Source organism: Pseudomonas sp. JY-Q, from assembly GCF_001655295.1.
GTDB lineage: Bacteria > Pseudomonadota > Gammaproteobacteria > Pseudomonadales > Pseudomonadaceae > Aquipseudomonas > Aquipseudomonas alloputida.
The window spans coordinates 5,617,501-5,635,597 of sequence record NZ_CP011525.1; the positions used below are offsets into that span (position 1 = coordinate 5,617,501).

Consider the following 18,097-nt stretch of genomic DNA (forward strand, 5'->3'; position numbering starts at 1 on the left):
AAGTCCTTGTCGACCACTGCACCATCAACCTTCACCGCGCCGCCACTCAGCAAATCTCGCGCCTGAGCCGAGTTCTTGACCAGACCAGCCCGATTCAACACCGCAGCAATTGGCAGGTCTTCCGCCGCAGCCACTTCGATCTCCGGCAAGTCTTCCGGCAGCTCGCCTTCCTTCATACGGTTACCGGCAGCACGGTGAGCATTGGCTGCAGCCTCCTCACCGTGGAAGCGCGCCACAATTTCTTCCGCCAGCTTGATCTTGATGTCACGTGGGTTGGCGCCATTGGCAACATCGGCCCGGAACTGCTCGATTTCTTCCATCGAACGGAAGCTCAGCAGCTCGAAGTAACGCCACATCAGGGTATCCGGGATCGACACCAGCTTGCTGTACATCACCCCTGGCGCTTCCTGGATGCCGACATAGTTGCCCAGCGACTTCGACATCTTCTTCACACCGTCGAGCCCTTCGAGCAGTGGCATGGTCACGATGTTCTGCGCTTCCTGCCCATAAGACCGCTGCAGTTCACGCCCCATCAGCAGGTTGAACTTCTGGTCGGTACCACCCAGCTCAACATCCGCCTTCAGCGCCACCGAGTCATAGCCTTGCACCAGCGGGTAGAGGAACTCGTGGATGGCAATCGGCTGATTGGTGGTGTAACGCTTGTCGAAGTCATCACGCTCCAGCATGCGCGCGACGGTGTACTGCGAAGCCAGGCGAATGAAGTCGGCAGGGGTCAGCTTGTCCATCCACGTGGAGTTGAACGCGACTTCAGTCTTGGCTGGGTCAAGAATCTTGAACACCTGCTGCTTGTACGTCTCGGCGTTCTCCAGCACCTGTTCGCGGGTCAGCGGCGGGCGCGTGGCGCTCTTGCCACTCGGGTCACCGATCATGCCGGTGAAGTCACCGATCAGGAAGATGACCTGGTGACCCAGATCCTGGAACTGGCGCAGCTTGTTGATCAGTACCGTGTGACCCAGGTGCAGGTCCGGAGCGGTCGGGTCGAAGCCGGCCTTGATGCGCAGAGGTTGGCCGCGCTTGAGCTTCTCCACCAGTTCCGACTCGACCAGTACTTCTTCCGCACCGCGCTTGATAAGCGCCAGCTGCTCTTCAACCGACTTCATAGACAAACCCGCAAGGCTCAGATTCAGGGGGAGCCAACCATACAAGATCGGCCGTCAAATACAAGTTTCGCAAAGGAATGTGACCCGAACACAGGCTTGCGGCGTCTACGCGCCCTTGCGTGAAAATGGATTTGGTTATATTTTATACAGTTATTTCATCTTCATCATGTCATTCATCTTTTCCATTTCACCTTTTTCAAAGTCACCTTGCCCATGACCAACGAACCGCCTAAAGCGCCCCCGCTTTATCCGAAGAGCCATCTGTTGGCCGCCAGCGGCATCGCCGCCCTGCTCAGCCTGGCTTTGCTGGTATTTCCTTCCAGCGAAGTGGAAGCCAAGAAAACTACCCTCAACCTCGAGCTCGAAAGCCCTGCCGAGCAGCTGAAAGACGAATCCCGCGCTGCGCCCCTGGTGCAAAGCGAAGGTGAGCAAGGCTCGCCTTTCGCCCAGATCGAAGAGGCTACCCCCGAAACCCAGAAGGCCGATCAACAGGCCCCGGCTGCCGAACCGGTTGCCGAGGCCGCCAAGGAGCCTGGCCACCGCGAAGTCACCGTGGCCCGCGGCGATACCCTGTCCACCCTGTTCGCCAAGGTCGGCCTGCCCGCCAATGCTGTGCATGACTTGCTGGCCAGCAACAAGCAGGCCAAGCAATTCAGCCAGCTCAAGCACGGCCAGGTCTTGCAGTTCGAGCTCGACAAGGATGGCCAGCTGGCCAGCCTGCACAGCAAAGTCAGCAACCTCGAAACCATTCGCCTGACCAAAACCGCCAAGGGCTATACATTCAACCGTGAAATCAGCAAGCCGGTGATACGCACCGCCTATGCCCACGGCGTGATCAAGAGCTCGCTGTCAGCTTCCGCCCAGCGCGCCGGCCTGTCCCACAGCATGACCATGGACATGGCCCGCGTGCTGGGTTACGACATCGACTTCGCCCAGGATATTCGCCCAGGGGACGAGTTCGACGTGGTCTACGAACAGAAGGTGATGGACGGCAAGGTCGTCGGCACCGGTAACATCCTCTCTGCGCGCTTCACCAACCGCGGCAAAACCTACACTGCCGTGCGCTACACCAACAAGCAGGGCAACACTACCTACTACACCGCCGACGGCAACAGCCTGCGCAAGGCATTCATCCGCACCCCGGTGGACTTCGCCCGCATCAGCTCGCGCTTTTCCGCCGGTCGCAAGCACCCCATCCTGAACAAGATCCGCGCCCACAAAGGCGTCGACTACGCGGCCCCACGAGGTACGCCGATCAAGGCAGCCGGTGACGGTCGCATCGAACTGGCCGGGCGCCGTGGTGGCTACGGCAATACCGTGATCATTCAGCATGGCAACCGCTACAAGACGCTGTATGGCCACATGCAGGGCTTTGCCAAAGGCATCAAGACCGGCAGTACGGTCAAACAGGGCCAGATCATTGGCTACATCGGCACTACCGGCCTGTCCACCGGCCCACACCTGCACTACGAGTTCCAGGTCAACGGCGTGCACGTCGACCCGCTGAGCCAGAAGGTGCCAATGGCTGACCCGATTGCCAAGAACGAGCGTCAGCGGTTCCTGCAGCAGAGCCAGCCGCTGATTGCCCGCATGGATCAGGAAAAGGCCACCCTGCTCGCAGCGAACAAGCGCTAAGCCATGGCGCTCTACCTGGGGGTGATGTCCGGTACCAGCCTCGATGGCCTGGATATCGCCCTGATCGAACAAGGCGAGCAGCTTGAACTGCTCGCCACCCACTACCTGCCCATGCCCCCGGACCTGCGCAAGGACCTGCTGGCCCTGTGCAGCAGCGGCACTGACGAGATTGCCCGTGCCGCACTGGCGGAAAACCGCTGGGCCAGCCTGGCCGGCGAAGGTATCCGCCAACTGCTGGCTCGCCAGGGACTGAAGCCCGAAGCCATTCGCGCCATCGGCAGCCACGGCCAGACCATTCGCCATGAACCGTCCCGCGGCTTTACTGTGCAGATCGGTAACCCCGCACTGCTCGCCGAGCTGACCGGCATCAGCGTGGTCGCCGACTTCCGCCGTCGCGATGTGGCTGCCGGTGGCCAGGGCGCGCCACTGGTACCGGCCTTCCACGAAACCCTGTTCAGCCAGCTTGGCCGACGCCTGGCAATCCTCAACGTAGGCGGTTTCAGCAACCTCAGCCTGATCGAGCAGGACAAGCCAGTTCATGGGTTCGATTGCGGCCCGGGGAACGTGCTGCTGGATGCCTGGATCGAGCGCGAGCACGGCCACGCCTACGATGCAGATGGCGCCTGGGCTGCCTCAGGTGTGGTTCAGCCCGGGTTGCTCAGCGCACTGATGGCTGACCCGTTCTTTGCCGGCAGCGGCCCGAAGAGTACCGGCCGCGAGGTTTTCAACCTGCCTTGGCTGGATCGCCACCTGGCCAACCTGCCGGCATACCGGGCCCAGGACGTGCAGGCGACACTGCTGGAGCTGACCGCACGCAGCATCATCGATTCGCTTGGCAAAGCCCAGCAAGGCACCGAGGCGCTGTTGGTCTGTGGTGGGGGCGCCCGCAACGGCGCGCTGATGGCCCGCCTTGGCCAACTGCTACCGGCGGCCCGTGTTGCAAGCACTGGCGCCTATGGCGTAGACCCGGACTGGGTCGAAGCCATGGCCTTCGCCTGGCTGGCTCACTGCTGCCTGGAGGGTATCGCCGCCAACCGCCCCAGCGTCACTGCCGCCAAGGGCCTGCGCGTACTGGGCGCAATCTACCCGGCATAGCCGCTACGCCAGAAAGCAAAACGCCGCGCAATTGCGCGGCGTTTTCGTATGCCCAGCCCTTAGATCGAGAACGACGACCCGCAACCGCAGGTGGTCGCGGCATTCGGGTTCTTGATCACGAACCGCGAACCTTCCAGGCCTTCCTGGTAGTCCACTTCGGCACCCGCCAGGTACTGGAAGCTCATCGGGTCGACCACCAGGGAAACGCCCTCGCGCTCGACAATGGTGTCATCTTCGGCCACGTCTTCATCGAAGGTGAAGCCGTACTGGAAGCCGGAGCAACCGCCACCGGTAACGAACACTCGCAGCTTCAGACGCTCATTGCCTTCCTCATTGACCAGGTTCTTCACCTTCTGGGCTGCCCCGTGGGTAAATTCCAGACCGGTAGGGGTGAAGGTTTCGACGCTCATGTTGATTCTCCCGGCGCGGTAGCCGCCATAAAACTCGATGACGCGCATTATCCGCTTTCCCGAGAAAATCGGTCAAGAATTGTGCGGCTTTAGTCGCGATGTCTAGTCCTGAAATAGGTTTACACCTGTTCAGGTAGGCCACAGGCCTCAAAACGCCCGATGCACCGCATCGGGCGTTTTGTTTTTCAGGGCCATATGAGGCCGTTCTGTATTGTAAATCTGCACTGCCTCGTCAACCATCTGCCTCGCTTGTTCCAGATCTTCAGGGCTACTCAACAGCAGCTCCATCTTGAGGATTCCGTTGATTCGCTCGGCCAGCGCGTTCTGGTAGCAGTCATACCCATCAGTCATGGAGCACTGAACGCCGTGCCGTTGATGTAGTGACTGGTATAGCGCCGAGCAATATTGGATTCCTCGATCCGAATGGTGGACTAATGGCTGGCGACGACGGCGCTTTCGTAATGCCTGCTTGAAGGCTTGCGCCACTGACTCGGCATGCAGGCTTTCATGGACGTGGTGGCCAACAATCTTCCTGGAGTACGCATCCGTTACCAGGCTCAGGTACAGCGGGCCCTTGCGTGCGGGCAGGTAAGTAATGTCGGCAACCCAGACGTGCTCCGGCCTTGTCGGAACGATCTGACTTGGGCCGGGTTTGAGTAAATTGGGATGGCGGTAGAAGCGATGAAAGCTTTGTGTTGTCTTGTGATAGGCCCGCTTAGGCAGCACTAGCAAACGGCGCTCTCCCAAGACCTGGAACAGCCTATCTCGGCCGACCTGGAATCGTCTGTCAGGTTGGCAATGCAGCAGATAGTGCAGCTTGCGTGTGCCCAGACGAGGCTGGCGTATCCGGATCTGCTGTACAAACTCAACCACCCGGTCTGCCTGGCGTTCTTTGCCATCAGCAACTCGATTGCGTTTGTAGTAAGCCTGTCGACTGATGCCTAGAAACTGACAAGCCCTGGCAATGCTCAGTCCTGCGACTTGACCTTGCGTGAGGACTTGCCGGATCGCTTTTTTACGACCGAGACACCATAGTCATTTTTCAGAACATCAACGACCGTCTCAAAGAATTGGGCCTTCTGGCTCATCAGCTCAAGCTGCTGCTCAAGCTCTTTGATCCGCTGCTCTGGAGTGAGCGTTTTGGGGTCAGACATCGCGCAGCTCCTCTCGTCGCGGATCGAGGCCCCCTGGCTCCAATCCTGCCGACCGTGCTTACGCAACCATACCAGAACCGTCGAGCGACCCTGGATGCCATACCGCATCTGGGCCTGCTTGTAGGTCAGTTCGCCTTTTTCTATCTGATCAACCACCGCCAATTTAAAAGACAGTGAGTAATCACGCTGTGTGCGCTTTACACCTTGCTCCATCAGACTCTCCGGAAATTCGGGATGGGAGGTGTAAACCTTATTCAGGACGGGACACGACCTGCAAAAAGGCCCGCACGACGCGGGCCTTTTCCAATGCTGGTGGCCTTACGGCAGCAAGCCGGCATGGGACAGGCCCATGCGTTCATCCAGCCCGAACAGGATGTTGAGGTTCTGCACCGCCTGGCCGGAGGCGCCCTTGACCAGGTTGTCGATCACCGACAGCACCACCACCAGGTCACCACCCTGCGGGCGATGAACGGCAATGCGGCAGACGTTGGCACCACGCACGCTACGGGTTTCCGGATGGCTGCCTGCTGGCATCACGTCGACGAACGGTTCATCGGCATAGCGTTTCTCGAACAGCGCCTGCAGGTCGACCGAGGTATCGACCACGTTTGCGTACAGGGTGGCGTGGATACCACGGATCATCGGCGTCAGGTGCGGCACGAACGTCAGGCCGATATCCTTGCCTGCGGCCAGGCGCAAGCCCTGGCTGATTTCTGGCAAGTGACGATGCCCCTTGACTGCATAGGCCTTCATGCTCTCGCCGGCTTCGCAGAACAGCGAACCGACCGCGGCGCCACGGCCAGCACCGCTGACACCCGACTTGCAGTCGGCGATCAGGCGCGACGCGTCGGCCAGGCCCGCTTCCAGCAGCGGCAGGAAGCCCAGCTGGGTGGCAGTCGGGTAGCAACCCGGCACAGCGATCAGACGCGCCTGGCGGATCTTCTCGCGGTTCACTTCTGGCAGGCCGTATACCGCGTCCTTGAGCAGCTCTGGCGCGCCATGCGGCTGGCCATACCATTTGCCCCACTCGGCGGCATCCTGCAGGCGGAAGTCGGCAGACAGGTCGATCACCTTGGTGCCGGCCGCCAGCAGCTCACCGGCCAGGGCGTGGGCAACACCATGCGGGGTGGCGAAGAACACCACGTCGCAGGCCCCCAGAGCCTTGCTGTCCGGCACGCTGAACGCCAACCCGTCATAGTGGCCGCGCAGGTTCGGGTACATGTCCGCCACCGCCACGCCCGCCTCGGAGCGCGAAGTAATGACCGCCACTTCGGCCTGTGGATGCTGTGCCAGCAGACGCAACAGTTCGACGCCGGTGTAACCCGTGCCGCCGACGATACCGACCTTGATCATAACGCTTGCCCCTTATCAACGAGCCGTCTGGAAAGCGCACGATAATAGGGGCGCAGGGCGCCTGTAACAACTCTTCGGGTGACCCTTCGGGCGCTTGACCACTACTATCTGACGACCGTGATTACCTGAAGGAACTCCCTCCATGCTTTACCTATGGATCAAAGCGCTGCATATCGTCAGCGTGGTCTGCTGGTTCGCCGGCCTGTTCTACCTGCCCAGGTTGTTCGTCTACCACGCCCAGAGCCAGGACAGCATCAGCCAGGAACGCTTTGCGACCATGGAGCGCAAGCTGTACCGCGGCATCATGAATCCGGCGATGATCGCCACCTACGTTTTTGGCGCCTGGATGCTGTACCTCAATCCCGGCTGGCTGAGCCAGGGGTGGCTGCATGCCAAGCTCACCCTGGTGATCCTGCTGACCGGCTACCATCACGTGTGCGGTGCCCAGCGCAAACGCTTCGCCAATGGCACCAACACCCGCAGCCACGTCTACTATCGCTGGTTCAACGAAGTGCCCGTGCTGATCCTGCTGGGTATCGTCATTCTGGTGGTGGTGAAACCGTTCTGACATAGCCACCCGCTCAAGGAGCTTTGCCATGTCGCTACCTGCCTCGCTCGAACAACGCCTGCGGCTGCCCGTGGTTGCCGCGCCGATGTTCCTCATCTCCAACCCCCAATTGGTGCTGGCCTGCTGCGCCAGCGGCGTGGTTGGCAGTTTCCCGGCCCTGAACCAACGCGACAGCGCTGGCTTCAAGGCTTGGCTGGAAGAGATCGAGGCAGGCCTGGCTCAACTGCAGGCGCCAGCGCCCTACGCCGTCAACCTGATCGTCCACCCGACCAACCCGCGCCTGCAGGCCGACTTGGCCTTGTGCGTCGCACACCGTGTACCAATCGTTATCACCAGCCTGGGGGCAGTAAAGGAAGTGGTCGATGCCGTACACGGCTACGGCGGCCTGGTGCTCCACGATGTCACCACCCGCCGGCATGCCGAAAAAGCCGCCGAAGCGGGTGTCGATGGCCTTATCGCCGTCGCCGCAGGCGCAGGCGGCCATGCCGGCACCTGGAGCCCGTTCGCCCTGGCCGCAGAAATTCGCCAGTTCTTCGACAAGACCCTGCTGCTGGCTGGTTGCATTAACCACGGCCACGAAATCCTGGCCGCACAACTGCTGGGGGCGGACCTGGCGTACATGGGCACGCGCTTCATCGCCACCACAGAAAGCCAGGCTCAGGGCGCCTACAAACAGATGCTGCTGAACGCCCATGCCGCCGACATCATCCACACACCCGTGGTGTCCGGCATCCCCGCCAGCTTCCTGCGCCAGAGCCTGGAGCAGGCCGGCTACGACATGAACACCCTCAAGGGGGGGCAGGTGCAAGGCAAGCTCAAACCGATCGATGACGAAGCCAAGGCCTGGAAGACCGTATGGTCAGCGGGCCAGGGCGTCGGAGCCATCCATGACCTGCCCAGCGCCAGCGCATTGATCGAGCGCCTGCATGGCGAGTACCGACAAGCCCTGGAACGCTGCCAGGTTTTGCGCGCCCGCGCCTTGTAGCAAAAGGCAACACCTTGCACGGGCAAGTTGTACACTAGGCGCCCTCTTCCGCCCCCAGGAGCCTTGCATGACCCGTTACGCCATGATCACTGGTGCTTCCAGCGGCCTGGGCCTGGCCTTGGCGGAAGCGCTGGCACGGCGCGGGCGCAATCTGATCCTGGTGGCACGCCAACGAGAAACGCTGGAGCCTGTCGCCATCGAGCTGACCCAGCGTTTCGGTGTCGAGGTGCTGTTCCGCGCCTGCGACCTCAGTCAGCCGTTGCGCCTTTCAGGCTTCGTGCTCGAGCTGGAAGAAGGTGAGCGGCGTATCGATTTGCTGGTCAACTGCGCGGGCTTGCGCACCTATGGGCCGTTCCTGGCCCATGAATGGGCCGACGAACAGGATCTGCTGGAAGTCAACGTGCTGGCCCTGACCCGCCTGTGTCACGCCATCGGTAACCTGATGGCTGTGCAGGGTGGCGGGCAGATTCTCAACGTCGCCGGCCTGGCCGGGGTGGCGCCTGGCCCATGGATGGCCGCCTATGCCGCCAGCAAGGCCTATGTGCTGAGCTTTTCACAGGCCCTGCGCGAAGAACTCAAGCGCACCGGCATCAAGGTCTCTGTACTGTGCCCTGGCCCGGTACGTTCCGCACGCCGGCGCATTGCGCGGCTCGATGGCAAGCCGCGCTGTCTCAGCCCCGAGGAAGTGGCGCTGTACACCGTGCGGGCACTGGACAAGAACCGCGCACTGATCATGCCTGGCCGGCGCAACCGCTGGCTGGCGTTCGCACCGCGGCTGTTGCCGCGCTGGCTGGTGCGCAAGCTGGCCGGGGCCATCCACCGCCGCTATTGCCCCTTAGGCATGGAATAGCCACTGGGCGAGCGGCGCCCGGCTGAGTACACTCGGCCCGACCCTCACCATGGAGCAAGTGCTGTGGACGAACTATTCCTCAAAATCATCAACCGGGAAATCCCGGCAGATATCATCTATGAAGACGACCAGATCCTGGCCTTCAAGGACATTGCACCCGCGGCACCGGTACATTTTCTGGTCATCCCGAAAAAGCACATTCGCACCCTCAATGACCTGACCGAAGAAGACAAGGCCCTGGCTGGCCACATCCTGTTCACCGCCCAGCGCCTGGCTGTCGAACAAGGCTGCGAGGAAGGTTTCCGCGTGGTCATGAACTGCAACCCCAAAGGCGGCCAGACTGTCTACCACATCCATATGCACGTGCTTGGCCAGCGCCAGATGAACTGGCCACCGGGCTGACCCACGGCAAGCGACCCCGCCGCTATTGCGGTAAACTGTCGGGCACATTCTTGCGGAGGTGCCCGATGGCTACCGAACGTCACTACTCGCCGCTCGACCGCTTGTTGCTGCAGGCCGATACCGCCATGCGCACCTTGCTGCCTTTCAGCGGCCAACCTGCCCGGCCATCGCCGGCCATCGTCCAGCCAGACGTTGACCTGGACGAGCAACAGGCCCGCCATATTGCCGGGCTGATGCGCATCAACCATACCGGTGAAGTCTGCGCCCAGGCGTTGTACCAAGGCCAGGCCCTGACCGCCAAGCTGCCCGAAGTGCGCAAGGCCATGGAGCATGCCGCTGAGGAAGAAATCGACCACCTGGCCTGGTGCGAGCAGCGCATTCGCCAGCTGAACAGCCACCCGAGCGTGCTCAACCCTCTGTTCTACGGCATGTCGTTCGGCATTGGCGCACTGGCCGGGCTGGTCAGCGACAAGGTCAGCCTGGGCTTCGTCGCCGCTACCGAACATCAGGTGTGCAAACACCTCGACGAGCACCTGGAGCAACTCCCGCACGAAGATGAAAAATCCCGGGCCATTCTCGAGCAGATGCGCATAGACGAAGAGCAGCACGCCGAGTCTGCACTGGAAGCCGGTGGTTATCGCTTCCCGGCCCCCGTCCGCTTTGGCATGAGCTTGCTGGCCAAGGTCATGACCAAGAGCACATACCGCATCTGAAGGCATCACCATGACGGATCGATTCGACGCCAAGGACCTGGCGCGCGCCGTGCAAGCAGGCATTCTCCAACCAGGCCAGGACCAAAGCCTGTTGGCATTCCTGCGCCAGCAACCCGCACCACGTGGCAGCTTTCAGCTGGCCCATGTTGCCTTCTACTTTGGCGCCATGCTGATCATGGCGGCAATGGGCTGGTTGCTCACCGAGGCCTGGATGAGCCTCGGTGACGGCGCGCTGTTGATCATCGCCAGCCTCTATATCCTGCTGATCACCTTGTTCGCCCTCAATCTGCAACGCCGCGCCCAGCCCGTCGCTGCTGGCGTGCTGGCAGCAGTAGCAGTCAGCATCGTGCCGCTGGCGGTATTCGCTATCGAACGCATGCTCGGCTGGTGGCCACTAAACGATGCGCAGGCTGACTACCACCAGTACTACACCTACGTGCAAGGCGGCTGGCTGGCGATGGAAGCAGCCACGGTGCTTGCCGGGCTGCTAATGCTGCGACTGATCCCCTACCCGTTCGTCGTCATGCCAATGGCCGTGGCCTTGTGGTTCATGTCGATGGACCTTAGCGAGTGGTTCTTCGGCTCACCGTTCAGTTGGGAGCAGCGTCGCCACGTCTCCCTGTGGTTTGGGCTGGGCTTGCTGGTGGTTTTCCTCGTGATAGACGGCCGCACACGTGAGGACTACGCCCGTTGGGGTTACCTCGCCGGGCTGGCAGCGTTCTGGGGCGGGTTGACGCTACTGGACAGCGGCAGTGAGTTGGGCAAGGCCATGTACTGCCTGATCAACATTGCGCTGATGGGCATGGCGGTGCTGCTGCGTCGGCCGGTGTTCATGGTGTTTGGTGCGCTGGGGGTGGCGGCTTATCTGGGATATCTGTCGTACGAGGTGTTTGCCCAGTCGTTGCTGTTCCCGTTGGTGCTGACCATGATCGGGCTGGGGGTTATCTGGCTTGGCCTGGTTTACCAAAGGCGCCGGGAGCGGTTGAGCCAGGCGCTAAGAAGCAGTCTTCCGCAATGGTTGCGGATGGCCCTTCCGGCCCTGCGCGACTGAAGCTCGCCCGGGCCGCAGGTGGGAGCGGGCTCACCCGCTTCCACAAGGGCTGCAAAGCGGCCCCGGAATCTCAGCCTTAACCCAGCTCTACGATTTCATACCCATGGGTAATCTCAACCCCGGCACGCTCGAGCATGATCGAAGCCGAGCAATACTTTTCCGCCGACAGTTCCACTGCCCGCTTGACCTGCGCTTCTTTCAGCCCCCGCCCCTTCACCACGAAGTTCATGTGAATCTTGGTGAACACCTTCGGGTCTTCGCTGGCGCGCTCTGCCTCCAGAAATGCCTCACAGCTTTCCACTGCCTGGCGCGACTTCTTCAGAATGCTCACCACGTCAAAGCTGCTGCAGCCACCCAGGCCCAGCAACAGCATTTCCATCGGTCGCACGCCCAGGTTGCGGCCGCCGGCCTCGGGCGGGCCGTCCATTACGACGACATGGCCGCTCCCCGATTCGCCGAGGAACATTGCCTCACCGGCCCACTGGATACGTGCCTTCATCTACCCGGACTCCTGATTTTCGGAAAAGGGTGTCAGCTTAGACCTTGTGCGGCTGTGGGAAAAGCACGAGATGTGTCGGTTTAGTACCGAAACATCTCGTAGTGTCTGATAAGCTGGCGCCAAATGACTGGCGCTCTCCGTCAGCCAACCTCTATAAAAAGCCTATGCGTCGTATCGAACAGGATTTCGTGATGGTTGCCTCCGCCCTACCCGCCAAGATAAAGAACATCGACAAGCTGCTGGTACACTGCCAGCGCCGCCGCTACACCGCCAAAAGCAACATCATCTGCGCCGGCGACCGGGCCGAGACACTGTCTTTTATCATCAAGGGTTCGGTCACCATCCTCATCGAGGACGACGACGGCCATGAAATGATCATCGCCTACCTCAACAATGGCGATTTCTTTGGCGAGCTAGGCCTGTTCGAGCCCGTTGATGGCGAGCAGCAGCGCAGTGCCTGGGTACGCGCCAAGACCGAATGCGAAGTGGCCGAAATCAGCTACGAAAAGTTTCGCGAACTGGCGCGCCAGGACCCTGAAATCCTCTACGCCCTGGGCAGTCAAATGGCCCAGCGCCTGCGCAACACTACGCGCAAGGTTGGCGATTTGGCATTTTTCGACGTGACCGGGCGAGTTGCCCGTTGCCTGCTGGAACTGTGCAAGCAGCCCGACGCCATGACCCACCCCGATGGCATGCAAATCAAGATTACCCGTCAGGAAATCGGCCGAATCGTCGGTTGCTCTCGGGAAATGGTCGGCCGCGTTCTCAAAGACCTCGAGGAACGCAGCCTGGTGCAGGTCAAGGGCAAGACCATGGTGGTCCACGGTACCCGCTAGTCCTTGGGCAACTCGGCCAGCACCTTGGCGTAGGCCTGCGAAAGGCGCTCGAACCAGGGCGCTGCCGGCGCCACTTCGTGCAAGGCGATGTGCGCATCGGCGCGACAGCGTTGCTCCAGCTCACAGCACTCGTTGAAGCGGTTGACCGCCGCCACCATCGACTCACGCTCGTTGTCCAGCAGCAGCGCACCGTGCACCAGCACCACAGGGCGCTTGCCACCCAGGCCCTGACGCCAGCGCTGGGCGGTACCCACCAATTTGCGGCCATTGAGGTTGACGTTGTAGCGGCCATCGCAGAAGGCCCCGTCGATTTCCCCGACTGACGCCACCCCGCCCCACTCGCGCAGCACATCGCACAGCGGCAGACACAGGCGCTCGTAGGCATTTTCGATACGGCCGTGGTCGCCTTCACTGCGCGGCGCGGCGTAGACCAGTGCAACGTTCACCGTCGAATGCGACTGAGGCACCGGCTCACCGCCAGTTTCTCGCAGCAGCACCGGCCAGCCAGCAATAGCCAATTCCGCGCAGGCGACCTCGAAGTTGCCCAGCCGGCTCATGCGTCGAGGCATGACCAGCGCGTGGTCGGTGGGGCGCCAGAACAGCACACCATTCTCGCGTTCGCCGCGGCAGACGGCGGCCAGCAGTTCCTGCTCGGCGTGCAGGCCTTGTTCGACGCTCAGGGCCAGGGGTTGATCGGTCATTGATCCACCTATGATGTTGATTTCAAGGGCCTCTTCGCGGGTAAACCCGCTCCTACAACAGGGCGCGTACCTGTGTGGGGGCGGGCTTGCCCGCGACACGGCCATTACAGGTACAAAAAAGCCGGCAAAAACGCCGGCTTCATTTGATCAGTCCAGTTGCTGAACAGTCTTCTTCACCTGCTCGGGGAAGAACAGCCGCTGTAATTCCAGGCCAGGCTGCTCGGCGCGCATGAACGCCTCTCCCACCAGGAACGAGTAAACCTCGTTGATTGCCATCAGCTCCACATCGGCCCGGTTGAGAATACCGCTTTCGGTAATCGCCAGACGGTCACGCGGAATGCGCGGCAGCAGGTCAAGGGTGGTTTCCAGGCTGACTTCGAAGGTGTGCAGGTTGCGGTTGTTCACCCCAACCAGCGGTGTATCCAGGGTTTTCAGCGCGCGCTCCAGTTCATCACCATCGTGCACTTCTACCAGCACGTCGAGGCCGACGTCCTTGGCGGTGGCCGCCAGTTCAGCCATCTTCACGTCATCCAGCGCCGACACGATCAGCAGTACGCAATCTGCGCCCAGGGCCCGGGCTTCGACGATCTGGTAAGGGTCGACCATGAAGTCCTTGCGAATCACCGGCAGCGAAACCGCCGCGCGGGCCTGCTGCAAGTACTCATCGGCACCCTGGAAATAATCGACATCGGTCAACACCGACAGGCAGGTGGCCCCGCCCTTCTCGTAGCTGACCGCGATTTCCGCTGGCACGAAGTGCTCGCGGATCACGCCCTTGCTTGGCGACGCTTTCTTGATTTCGGCAATCACCGCTGGCTGCTTGCGCTTGGCCTGCTCGATCAGCGCGTTGGCGAAGCCTCGCGGGGCGTCAGCGGCCTTGGCCAGGCCCTCCAGTTCGGCGAGGCTGACGCGCGCACTGCGCTCGGCCACTTCCTGAAACTTGCGGGCAATGATCCTTTCCAGCACCGTCGGCACACTCATGCTTCGTTCTCCACCTTGAATACTGCAGTAAAGGCACCCAATTCCTGCAGCTTTTCCCAGGCCAAGCCGGTGTGCAGTACATCATGGGCCAGTTCTACACCGGCTTTCAGGCTCATGGCATGGTCAGCGGCATACAGCGCCGCGCCGGCATTAAGCACGATCATCTCGGCGGCCTTCTGACCGTCCTCGGTCTTGCGCCGGCCCAGCGCATCGCGGATCAACTCCAGCGAAGCCTGAGGGCTCTCGACAGCCAGGCCATGAAGGCTCTGGCTCTTCATGCCGAGGTCTTCCGGCTCTACCCAATATTCAGTGATTTCGCCGTTTTTCAGTTCGGCAACGAAGGTGGGCGCAGCCAGGCTGAACTCGTCCAGACCATCCTTCGAGTGCACGACCAGCACATGCTTGCTCCCCAGGCGCTGCAGCACCTCAGCCAGCGGGCGGCAAAGGGTTTGTGCGAACACACCGACCACCTGGTGCTTCACTCCGGCCGGATTCGTAAGCGGGCCGAGCATATTGAACAGGGTGCGTAACCCCAGTTCTCGACGTGGGCCAGCGGCATGTTTCATGGCCGAGTGGTGACTTTGCGCGAACATGAAGCCGATGCCCAGGCTGTCGATGCAGCGTGCCACTTGAGTCGGCGTCAGGTTCAGGTAGATGCCGGCAGCTTCCAGCAGGTCGGCACTGCCGCTCTTGCCCGATACTGCGCGGTTACCATGCTTGGCCACGGGGCAACCCGCCGCCGCCAGGACGAAAGACGAAGCGGTGGACACGTTGAAGATGTTGGCGCCATCACCGCCGGTCCCGACAATATCGACGACACCATCGAGGCTTTGCAGCTCGACCTTTTCGGCCAGCTCACGCATCACCGACACCGCACCGACGATTTCGTCGATGCTTTCGCTTTTCATGCGCATGCCCATCAGGAAAGCGCCTATCTGCGCCTCGCTGCACTGACCGGTCATGATCTGGCGCATGACCTCGCGCATTTCTTCGGTAGTAAGGTCCAACTGGCCGACGATACGGCTCAACGCACTCTTGATATCCATGTTCGATCCTTAACGGCGGCCGCCGGTCTGCTTGAGGAAGTTGGCGAACAGTTCGTGGCCCTGCTCGGTCAGGATCGACTCAGGGTGGAATTGCACCCCTTCGATATTCAGCGTCTTGTGGCGCAGGCCCATGATCTCATCGACCGAACCGTCGGCATGGGAGGTCCAGGCGGTCACTTCCAGGCAGTCGGGCAAGGTTTCACGCTTTACCACCAGCGAGTGGTAACGGGTCACGGTCAGCGGGTTGTTAAGGCTGGCGAACACGCCCAGGTCGCGGTGATATACCGGGCTGGTCTTGCCGTGCATGACCTGGCGTGCACGTACAACGTCGCCGCCAAAGGCCTGCCCGATTGACTGGTGGCCCAGGCATACGCCGAGGATTGGCAACTTCCCGGCGAAATGCAGGATGGCCTCGATGGACACGCCCGCCTCGCTTGGGGTGCATGGGCCCGGGGATACGACGATGCGCTCAGGGTTGAGGGCCTCGATCTGAGCGATGGTCAATTCGTCATTGCGAATGACCTTGACCTCGGCACCCAGCTCGCCAAGGTACTGAACGACGTTGTAAGTGAATGAGTCGTAATTGTCGATCATCAGCAGCATTTTAAGCTTAACCTCTTGTTTTTACTGCCTTTCTATAAATTCACTCCGCCTTGATACCCGCATATGTACCCGCTTTTTCTGTTACTGGACAGGGTCGGGGTCAGGCCATCAGCCAAGGGAAACAGGAGCGAACAAGGACGAACCGGCTATGCCGGCAGGAGAAAGTCAGCCGCGCCAGCGCCAACGAGCGAGGGCTTTGATGACGCGCATCAGGAGGGCACTACTGGTGTTCACGGAGATATCTCGCGTTGCTATCCGGGCACAGTAGCCGACCGCGCAGTTCGATGCAATAACACTGTACCGATCACCACTTGTGGAGGCCACTCTGCTTCACAGTAAAGTTCAGCTTGCCCTCACCCCACCTTCTTACCCAGCCACCAAGAACCAATCTCGACAAATAAGTCACAAATCGTCCAATTGGTCACAAAAAGAACAGACACCCAAACGCTTCGGACTATTGCTCATCCCATATCTCCTTTAAGGCGTCAGCCAGCCTTCCGGATATTCCTCAGAAATCGATTCAAAAAAAATTCAGACCTTTATTACTCATGTGAGCACGGGCAGATAGTGCCCGCACTCCCTTGACGTCAAGTTACCCAGGAGTCTGAACAAATGACTATTTGCTGTCCTTCTTGCGGTTCTCTGCGCATTGTCGCGCGTAATCATGCTCGCAAACTCGGCGGAGTAGTTGGTGCTGTTGGTGGAACAGCCAGCGGCGCCGCTGGCGCTTTGTCGGGCGCTCAAAGCGGCGCAGCCCTGGGAGCAATCGCAGGGCCGATTGGAATTACCTTGGGCGGCCTTGCTGGAGCGATCCTGGGAGGCCTGGCGGGCGGCACCGCCGGCAGCCTGGCTGGGGCGCGAATGGGCGAAGAAATAGACTCTCGCGTGCTCGACAACTTCGAGTGCCAGCACTGTGGCCTGGCCTTCTCCCAAAACGATTACTGATCCAACACACCCCAGCTGCACCGCCTAACCCCTCCCCTATCGAATATTTGAACGGCATAAAGCCTGGCCCATAGCGGGCCAGGCTTTATGCCGTCTGTCGCTTGTACCGACAAGGAGTTTCCAATGGCACATCTCATCGAAACCATGGCTTACGCTGGCGCCACCCCGTGGCACGGCCTGGGCAACCAACTCACGCAGAAGCAGCCCATTGAAGTCTGGCAACACGAAGCCGGGATGGACTGGCAGATCCTGGAAAGCCCTGTGCACTTCAAGTCGGATGCCATCGGCCACCTGGGCGCGATCCACTCATTCCAGGAACAGAAAGTGCTCTATCGTTCGGACACCAAGGCACCGCTGTCAGTGGTCTCGCAGCGTTATCACACCGTCCAGCCTCGTGAGGTGCTGGAGTTCTACCGCGATCTGACCGAGGTTTCCGGTTACGAGCTGGAAACTGCTGGCGTGCTCAAGGGCGGGCGCAAGTTCTGGGCGCTGGCGCGTACCGGACAGGGCGCTGCACTCAAGGGCAATGATCAGGTAAATGGCTATTTGCTGCTGGCCACGTCCTGTGACGGAACTCTGGCCACCACGGCAACGCCCACCACCATCCGCGTAGTCTGCAACAACACGTTGACCATCGCCCTGGACGGCACCAGCCGTGCGATCAAGGTGCCGCACAGCACACGCTTCGATGGCGATCTGGTGAAGAAGCAGCTTGGTATCGCCGTCTCGCAATGGGACGACTTCATGTACCGCATGCGCCACCTGGCTGAACGCAAGGTGCAGTGGCATGAGGCACTGGGCTTCTTTATGAACGTGATGTGCGACACCAGCCCGACCGGAGCCTTGCCGGAACAGCTGCCCAACGAGCGCGCTCTGCGCAAAGTGCAGGAACTGTACGAAGGCCGTGGTCGCGGCAGCCAACTGGACTCGGCACGCGGCACCGCCTGGGGCCTGCTCAATGCCGTGACCGAGTACGTCGATCACGAACGCCGGGCGCGCAGCACTGAGTATCGATTGGACTCTGCCTGGTTCGGCCAGGGCGCGCAGATCAAGCAACGCGCCTTGGACGCAGCGCTGCAGCTCGCCGCTTAAGCTGATGCGGCATAAACACAACCCCTGATCGCCACAAGGGTGATCAGGGGTTGTTCA

19 protein-coding genes (1 of these 19 cut by a window edge) are annotated in these 18,097 nt (G+C 60.9%); 10 read left to right on the top strand and 9 right to left on the bottom strand.

Translation table 11 applies throughout. From position 1 onward, the window contains the following. Window positions 1-1,121 carry the 5' portion of a tyrosine--tRNA ligase gene (tyrS, locus tag AA098_RS25300; RefSeq protein WP_004574941.1) on the bottom strand. 79 nt of this gene lie to the left of the window's left edge, so only the first 1,121 of its 1,200 coding nucleotides appear in the window; the start codon lies at window positions 1,119-1,121; its stop codon lies off the left edge, out of view. Window positions 1,122-1,334: 213 nt separating this feature from the next. On the opposite strand from tyrS, the gene AA098_RS25305 reads away from it, so the two are divergent. Further along, the gene (locus AA098_RS25305) at window positions 1,335-2,756 is read left to right on the top strand and encodes a peptidoglycan DD-metalloendopeptidase family protein (protein WP_003255509.1); all 1,422 of its coding nucleotides are present in this window, start codon (window positions 1,335-1,337) and stop codon (window positions 2,754-2,756) included. 3 nt (window positions 2,757-2,759) lie between these two features. Then, window positions 2,760-3,851, top strand: a complete 1,092-nt coding sequence (locus AA098_RS25310; RefSeq protein WP_011953320.1) for an anhydro-N-acetylmuramic acid kinase — start codon at window positions 2,760-2,762, stop codon at window positions 3,849-3,851. Between the two features lie 59 nt (window positions 3,852-3,910). Here the strand turns inward: AA098_RS25310 and erpA are convergent, their stop codons facing one another. The 3 genes from erpA to argC all read right to left on the bottom strand — a co-directional run bounded on the left by erpA (window position 3,911) and on the right by argC (window position 6,768). Next, window positions 3,911-4,261, bottom strand: coding sequence for an iron-sulfur cluster insertion protein ErpA (erpA, locus tag AA098_RS25315; protein ID WP_003255511.1), 351 nt, complete (start codon window positions 4,259-4,261; stop codon window positions 3,911-3,913). Window positions 4,262-4,408: 147 nt separating this feature from the next. After that, window positions 4,409-5,628, bottom strand: a protein-coding gene (locus tag AA098_RS28960; RefSeq protein WP_156747497.1) for an IS3 family transposase whose coding sequence is annotated in 2 segments (ribosomal slippage) — window positions 4,409-5,280 and window positions 5,280-5,628 — 1,221 coding nt in all. Because the reading frame shifts where the segments join, the coding sequence is not laid out codon by codon here. A gap of 105 nt (window positions 5,629-5,733) precedes the next feature. Beyond that, entirely contained in the window at window positions 5,734-6,768 is a 1,035-nt protein-coding gene (gene argC / locus AA098_RS25330) for an N-acetyl-gamma-glutamyl-phosphate reductase (protein WP_003255512.1), read from the bottom strand. Window positions 6,769-6,910: 142 nt separating this feature from the next. Between argC and hemJ the strand changes: the two genes are divergently transcribed. From hemJ to AA098_RS25360, 6 genes are all read left to right on the top strand, one after another. Next, on the top strand, window positions 6,911-7,336 hold the full coding sequence (hemJ, locus tag AA098_RS25335) for a protoporphyrinogen oxidase HemJ (RefSeq protein WP_004574934.1): 426 nt from the start codon (window positions 6,911-6,913) through the stop codon (window positions 7,334-7,336). Between the two features lie 28 nt (window positions 7,337-7,364). Beyond that, entirely contained in the window at window positions 7,365-8,321 is a 957-nt protein-coding gene (locus AA098_RS25340; protein ID WP_004574932.1) for a nitronate monooxygenase family protein, read from the top strand. A gap of 67 nt (window positions 8,322-8,388) precedes the next feature. Further along, entirely contained in the window at window positions 8,389-9,171 is a 783-nt protein-coding gene (locus tag AA098_RS25345; protein WP_064615080.1) for an SDR family oxidoreductase, read from the top strand. Between the two features lie 63 nt (window positions 9,172-9,234). After that, on the top strand, window positions 9,235-9,573 hold the full coding sequence (locus tag AA098_RS25350) for a histidine triad nucleotide-binding protein (RefSeq protein WP_064615081.1): 339 nt from the start codon (window positions 9,235-9,237) through the stop codon (window positions 9,571-9,573). A 65-nt stretch (window positions 9,574-9,638) separates the two neighbouring features. Beyond that, entirely contained in the window at window positions 9,639-10,286 is a 648-nt protein-coding gene (gene coq7, locus AA098_RS25355) for a 2-polyprenyl-3-methyl-6-methoxy-1,4-benzoquinone monooxygenase (protein WP_003255520.1), read from the top strand. 10 nt (window positions 10,287-10,296) lie between these two features. Beyond that, window positions 10,297-11,337 carry a hypothetical protein gene (locus AA098_RS25360; protein ID WP_064615082.1) on the top strand — a complete coding sequence of 347 codons (1,041 nt, stop codon included), beginning with the start codon at window positions 10,297-10,299 and terminating at the stop codon, window positions 11,335-11,337. A gap of 76 nt (window positions 11,338-11,413) precedes the next feature. On the opposite strand, the gene AA098_RS25365 is transcribed toward AA098_RS25360, so the two are convergent. Beyond that, a complete protein-coding gene (locus tag AA098_RS25365) occupies window positions 11,414-11,836 on the bottom strand; it encodes an OsmC family protein (protein ID WP_004376171.1) in 423 nt (140 codons plus the stop codon). A gap of 191 nt (window positions 11,837-12,027) precedes the next feature. On the opposite strand from AA098_RS25365, the gene crp reads away from it, so the two are divergent. Beyond that, window positions 12,028-12,672, top strand: a complete 645-nt coding sequence (crp, locus tag AA098_RS25370) for a cAMP-activated global transcriptional regulator CRP (protein ID WP_003255524.1) — start codon at window positions 12,028-12,030, stop codon at window positions 12,670-12,672. Here the strand turns inward: crp and AA098_RS25375 are convergent. The 4 genes from AA098_RS25375 to AA098_RS25390 all read right to left on the bottom strand — a co-directional run bounded on the left by AA098_RS25375 (window position 12,669) and on the right by AA098_RS25390 (window position 16,003). Then, window positions 12,669-13,373 carry a lipoate--protein ligase family protein gene (locus tag AA098_RS25375; protein WP_003255526.1) on the bottom strand — a complete coding sequence of 235 codons (705 nt, stop codon included), beginning with the start codon at window positions 13,371-13,373 and terminating at the stop codon, window positions 12,669-12,671. The genes crp and AA098_RS25375 overlap by 4 nt on opposite strands. Before the next feature lie 147 nt (window positions 13,374-13,520). Continuing rightward, window positions 13,521-14,354, bottom strand: a complete 834-nt coding sequence (gene trpC, locus AA098_RS25380; RefSeq protein ID WP_003255528.1) for an indole-3-glycerol phosphate synthase TrpC — start codon at window positions 14,352-14,354, stop codon at window positions 13,521-13,523. Continuing rightward, on the bottom strand, window positions 14,351-15,400 hold the full coding sequence (trpD, locus tag AA098_RS25385; protein ID WP_003255529.1) for an anthranilate phosphoribosyltransferase: 1,050 nt from the start codon (window positions 15,398-15,400) through the stop codon (window positions 14,351-14,353). Before trpD ends, trpC begins: the two co-directional genes overlap by 4 nt. A gap of 9 nt (window positions 15,401-15,409) precedes the next feature. Next, entirely contained in the window at window positions 15,410-16,003 is a 594-nt protein-coding gene (locus tag AA098_RS25390) for an aminodeoxychorismate/anthranilate synthase component II (RefSeq protein WP_004574924.1), read from the bottom strand. Between the two features lie 1,068 nt (window positions 16,004-17,071). On the opposite strand from AA098_RS25390, the gene AA098_RS25400 reads away from it, so the two are divergent. Beyond that, window positions 17,072-18,040: a DUF932 domain-containing protein gene (locus AA098_RS25400; RefSeq protein ID WP_009408501.1), complete on the top strand. Its 969-nt coding sequence runs from the start codon at window positions 17,072-17,074 to the stop codon at window positions 18,038-18,040. Window positions 18,041-18,097 lie beyond the last annotated feature (57 nt).

Bases quoted from the DNA above. Each gene is read 5' to 3' on its own strand.
- AA098_RS25305 (WP_003255509.1), top strand. From the start codon at position 1,335: ATGACCAACGAACCGCCTAAAGCGCCCCCGCTTTATCCGAAGAGCCAT.
- AA098_RS25310 (WP_011953320.1), top strand. From the start codon at position 2,760: ATGGCGCTCTACCTGGGGGTGATGTCCGGTACCAGCCTCGATGGCCTG.
- erpA (WP_003255511.1), bottom strand. From the start codon at position 4,261: ATGAGCGTCGAAACCTTCACCCCTACCGGTCTGGAATTTACCCACGGG.
- argC (WP_003255512.1), bottom strand. From the start codon at position 6,768: ATGATCAAGGTCGGTATCGTCGGCGGCACGGGTTACACCGGCGTCGAA.
- hemJ (WP_004574934.1), top strand. From the start codon at position 6,911: ATGCTTTACCTATGGATCAAAGCGCTGCATATCGTCAGCGTGGTCTGC.
- AA098_RS25340 (WP_004574932.1), top strand. From the start codon at position 7,365: ATGTCGCTACCTGCCTCGCTCGAACAACGCCTGCGGCTGCCCGTGGTT.
- AA098_RS25345 (WP_064615080.1), top strand. From the start codon at position 8,389: ATGACCCGTTACGCCATGATCACTGGTGCTTCCAGCGGCCTGGGCCTG.
- coq7 (WP_003255520.1), top strand. From the start codon at position 9,639: ATGGCTACCGAACGTCACTACTCGCCGCTCGACCGCTTGTTGCTGCAG.
- AA098_RS25360 (WP_064615082.1), top strand. From the start codon at position 10,297: ATGACGGATCGATTCGACGCCAAGGACCTGGCGCGCGCCGTGCAAGCA.
- AA098_RS25365 (WP_004376171.1), bottom strand. From the start codon at position 11,836: ATGAAGGCACGTATCCAGTGGGCCGGTGAGGCAATGTTCCTCGGCGAA.
- crp (WP_003255524.1), top strand. From the start codon at position 12,028: ATGGTTGCCTCCGCCCTACCCGCCAAGATAAAGAACATCGACAAGCTG.
- AA098_RS25375 (WP_003255526.1), bottom strand. From the start codon at position 13,373: ATGACCGATCAACCCCTGGCCCTGAGCGTCGAACAAGGCCTGCACGCC.
- trpC (WP_003255528.1), bottom strand. From the start codon at position 14,354: ATGAGTGTGCCGACGGTGCTGGAAAGGATCATTGCCCGCAAGTTTCAG.
- trpD (WP_003255529.1), bottom strand. From the start codon at position 15,400: ATGGATATCAAGAGTGCGTTGAGCCGTATCGTCGGCCAGTTGGACCTT.
- AA098_RS25390 (WP_004574924.1), bottom strand. From the start codon at position 16,003: ATGCTGCTGATGATCGACAATTACGACTCATTCACTTACAACGTCGTT.
- AA098_RS25400 (WP_009408501.1), top strand. From the start codon at position 17,072: ATGGCACATCTCATCGAAACCATGGCTTACGCTGGCGCCACCCCGTGG.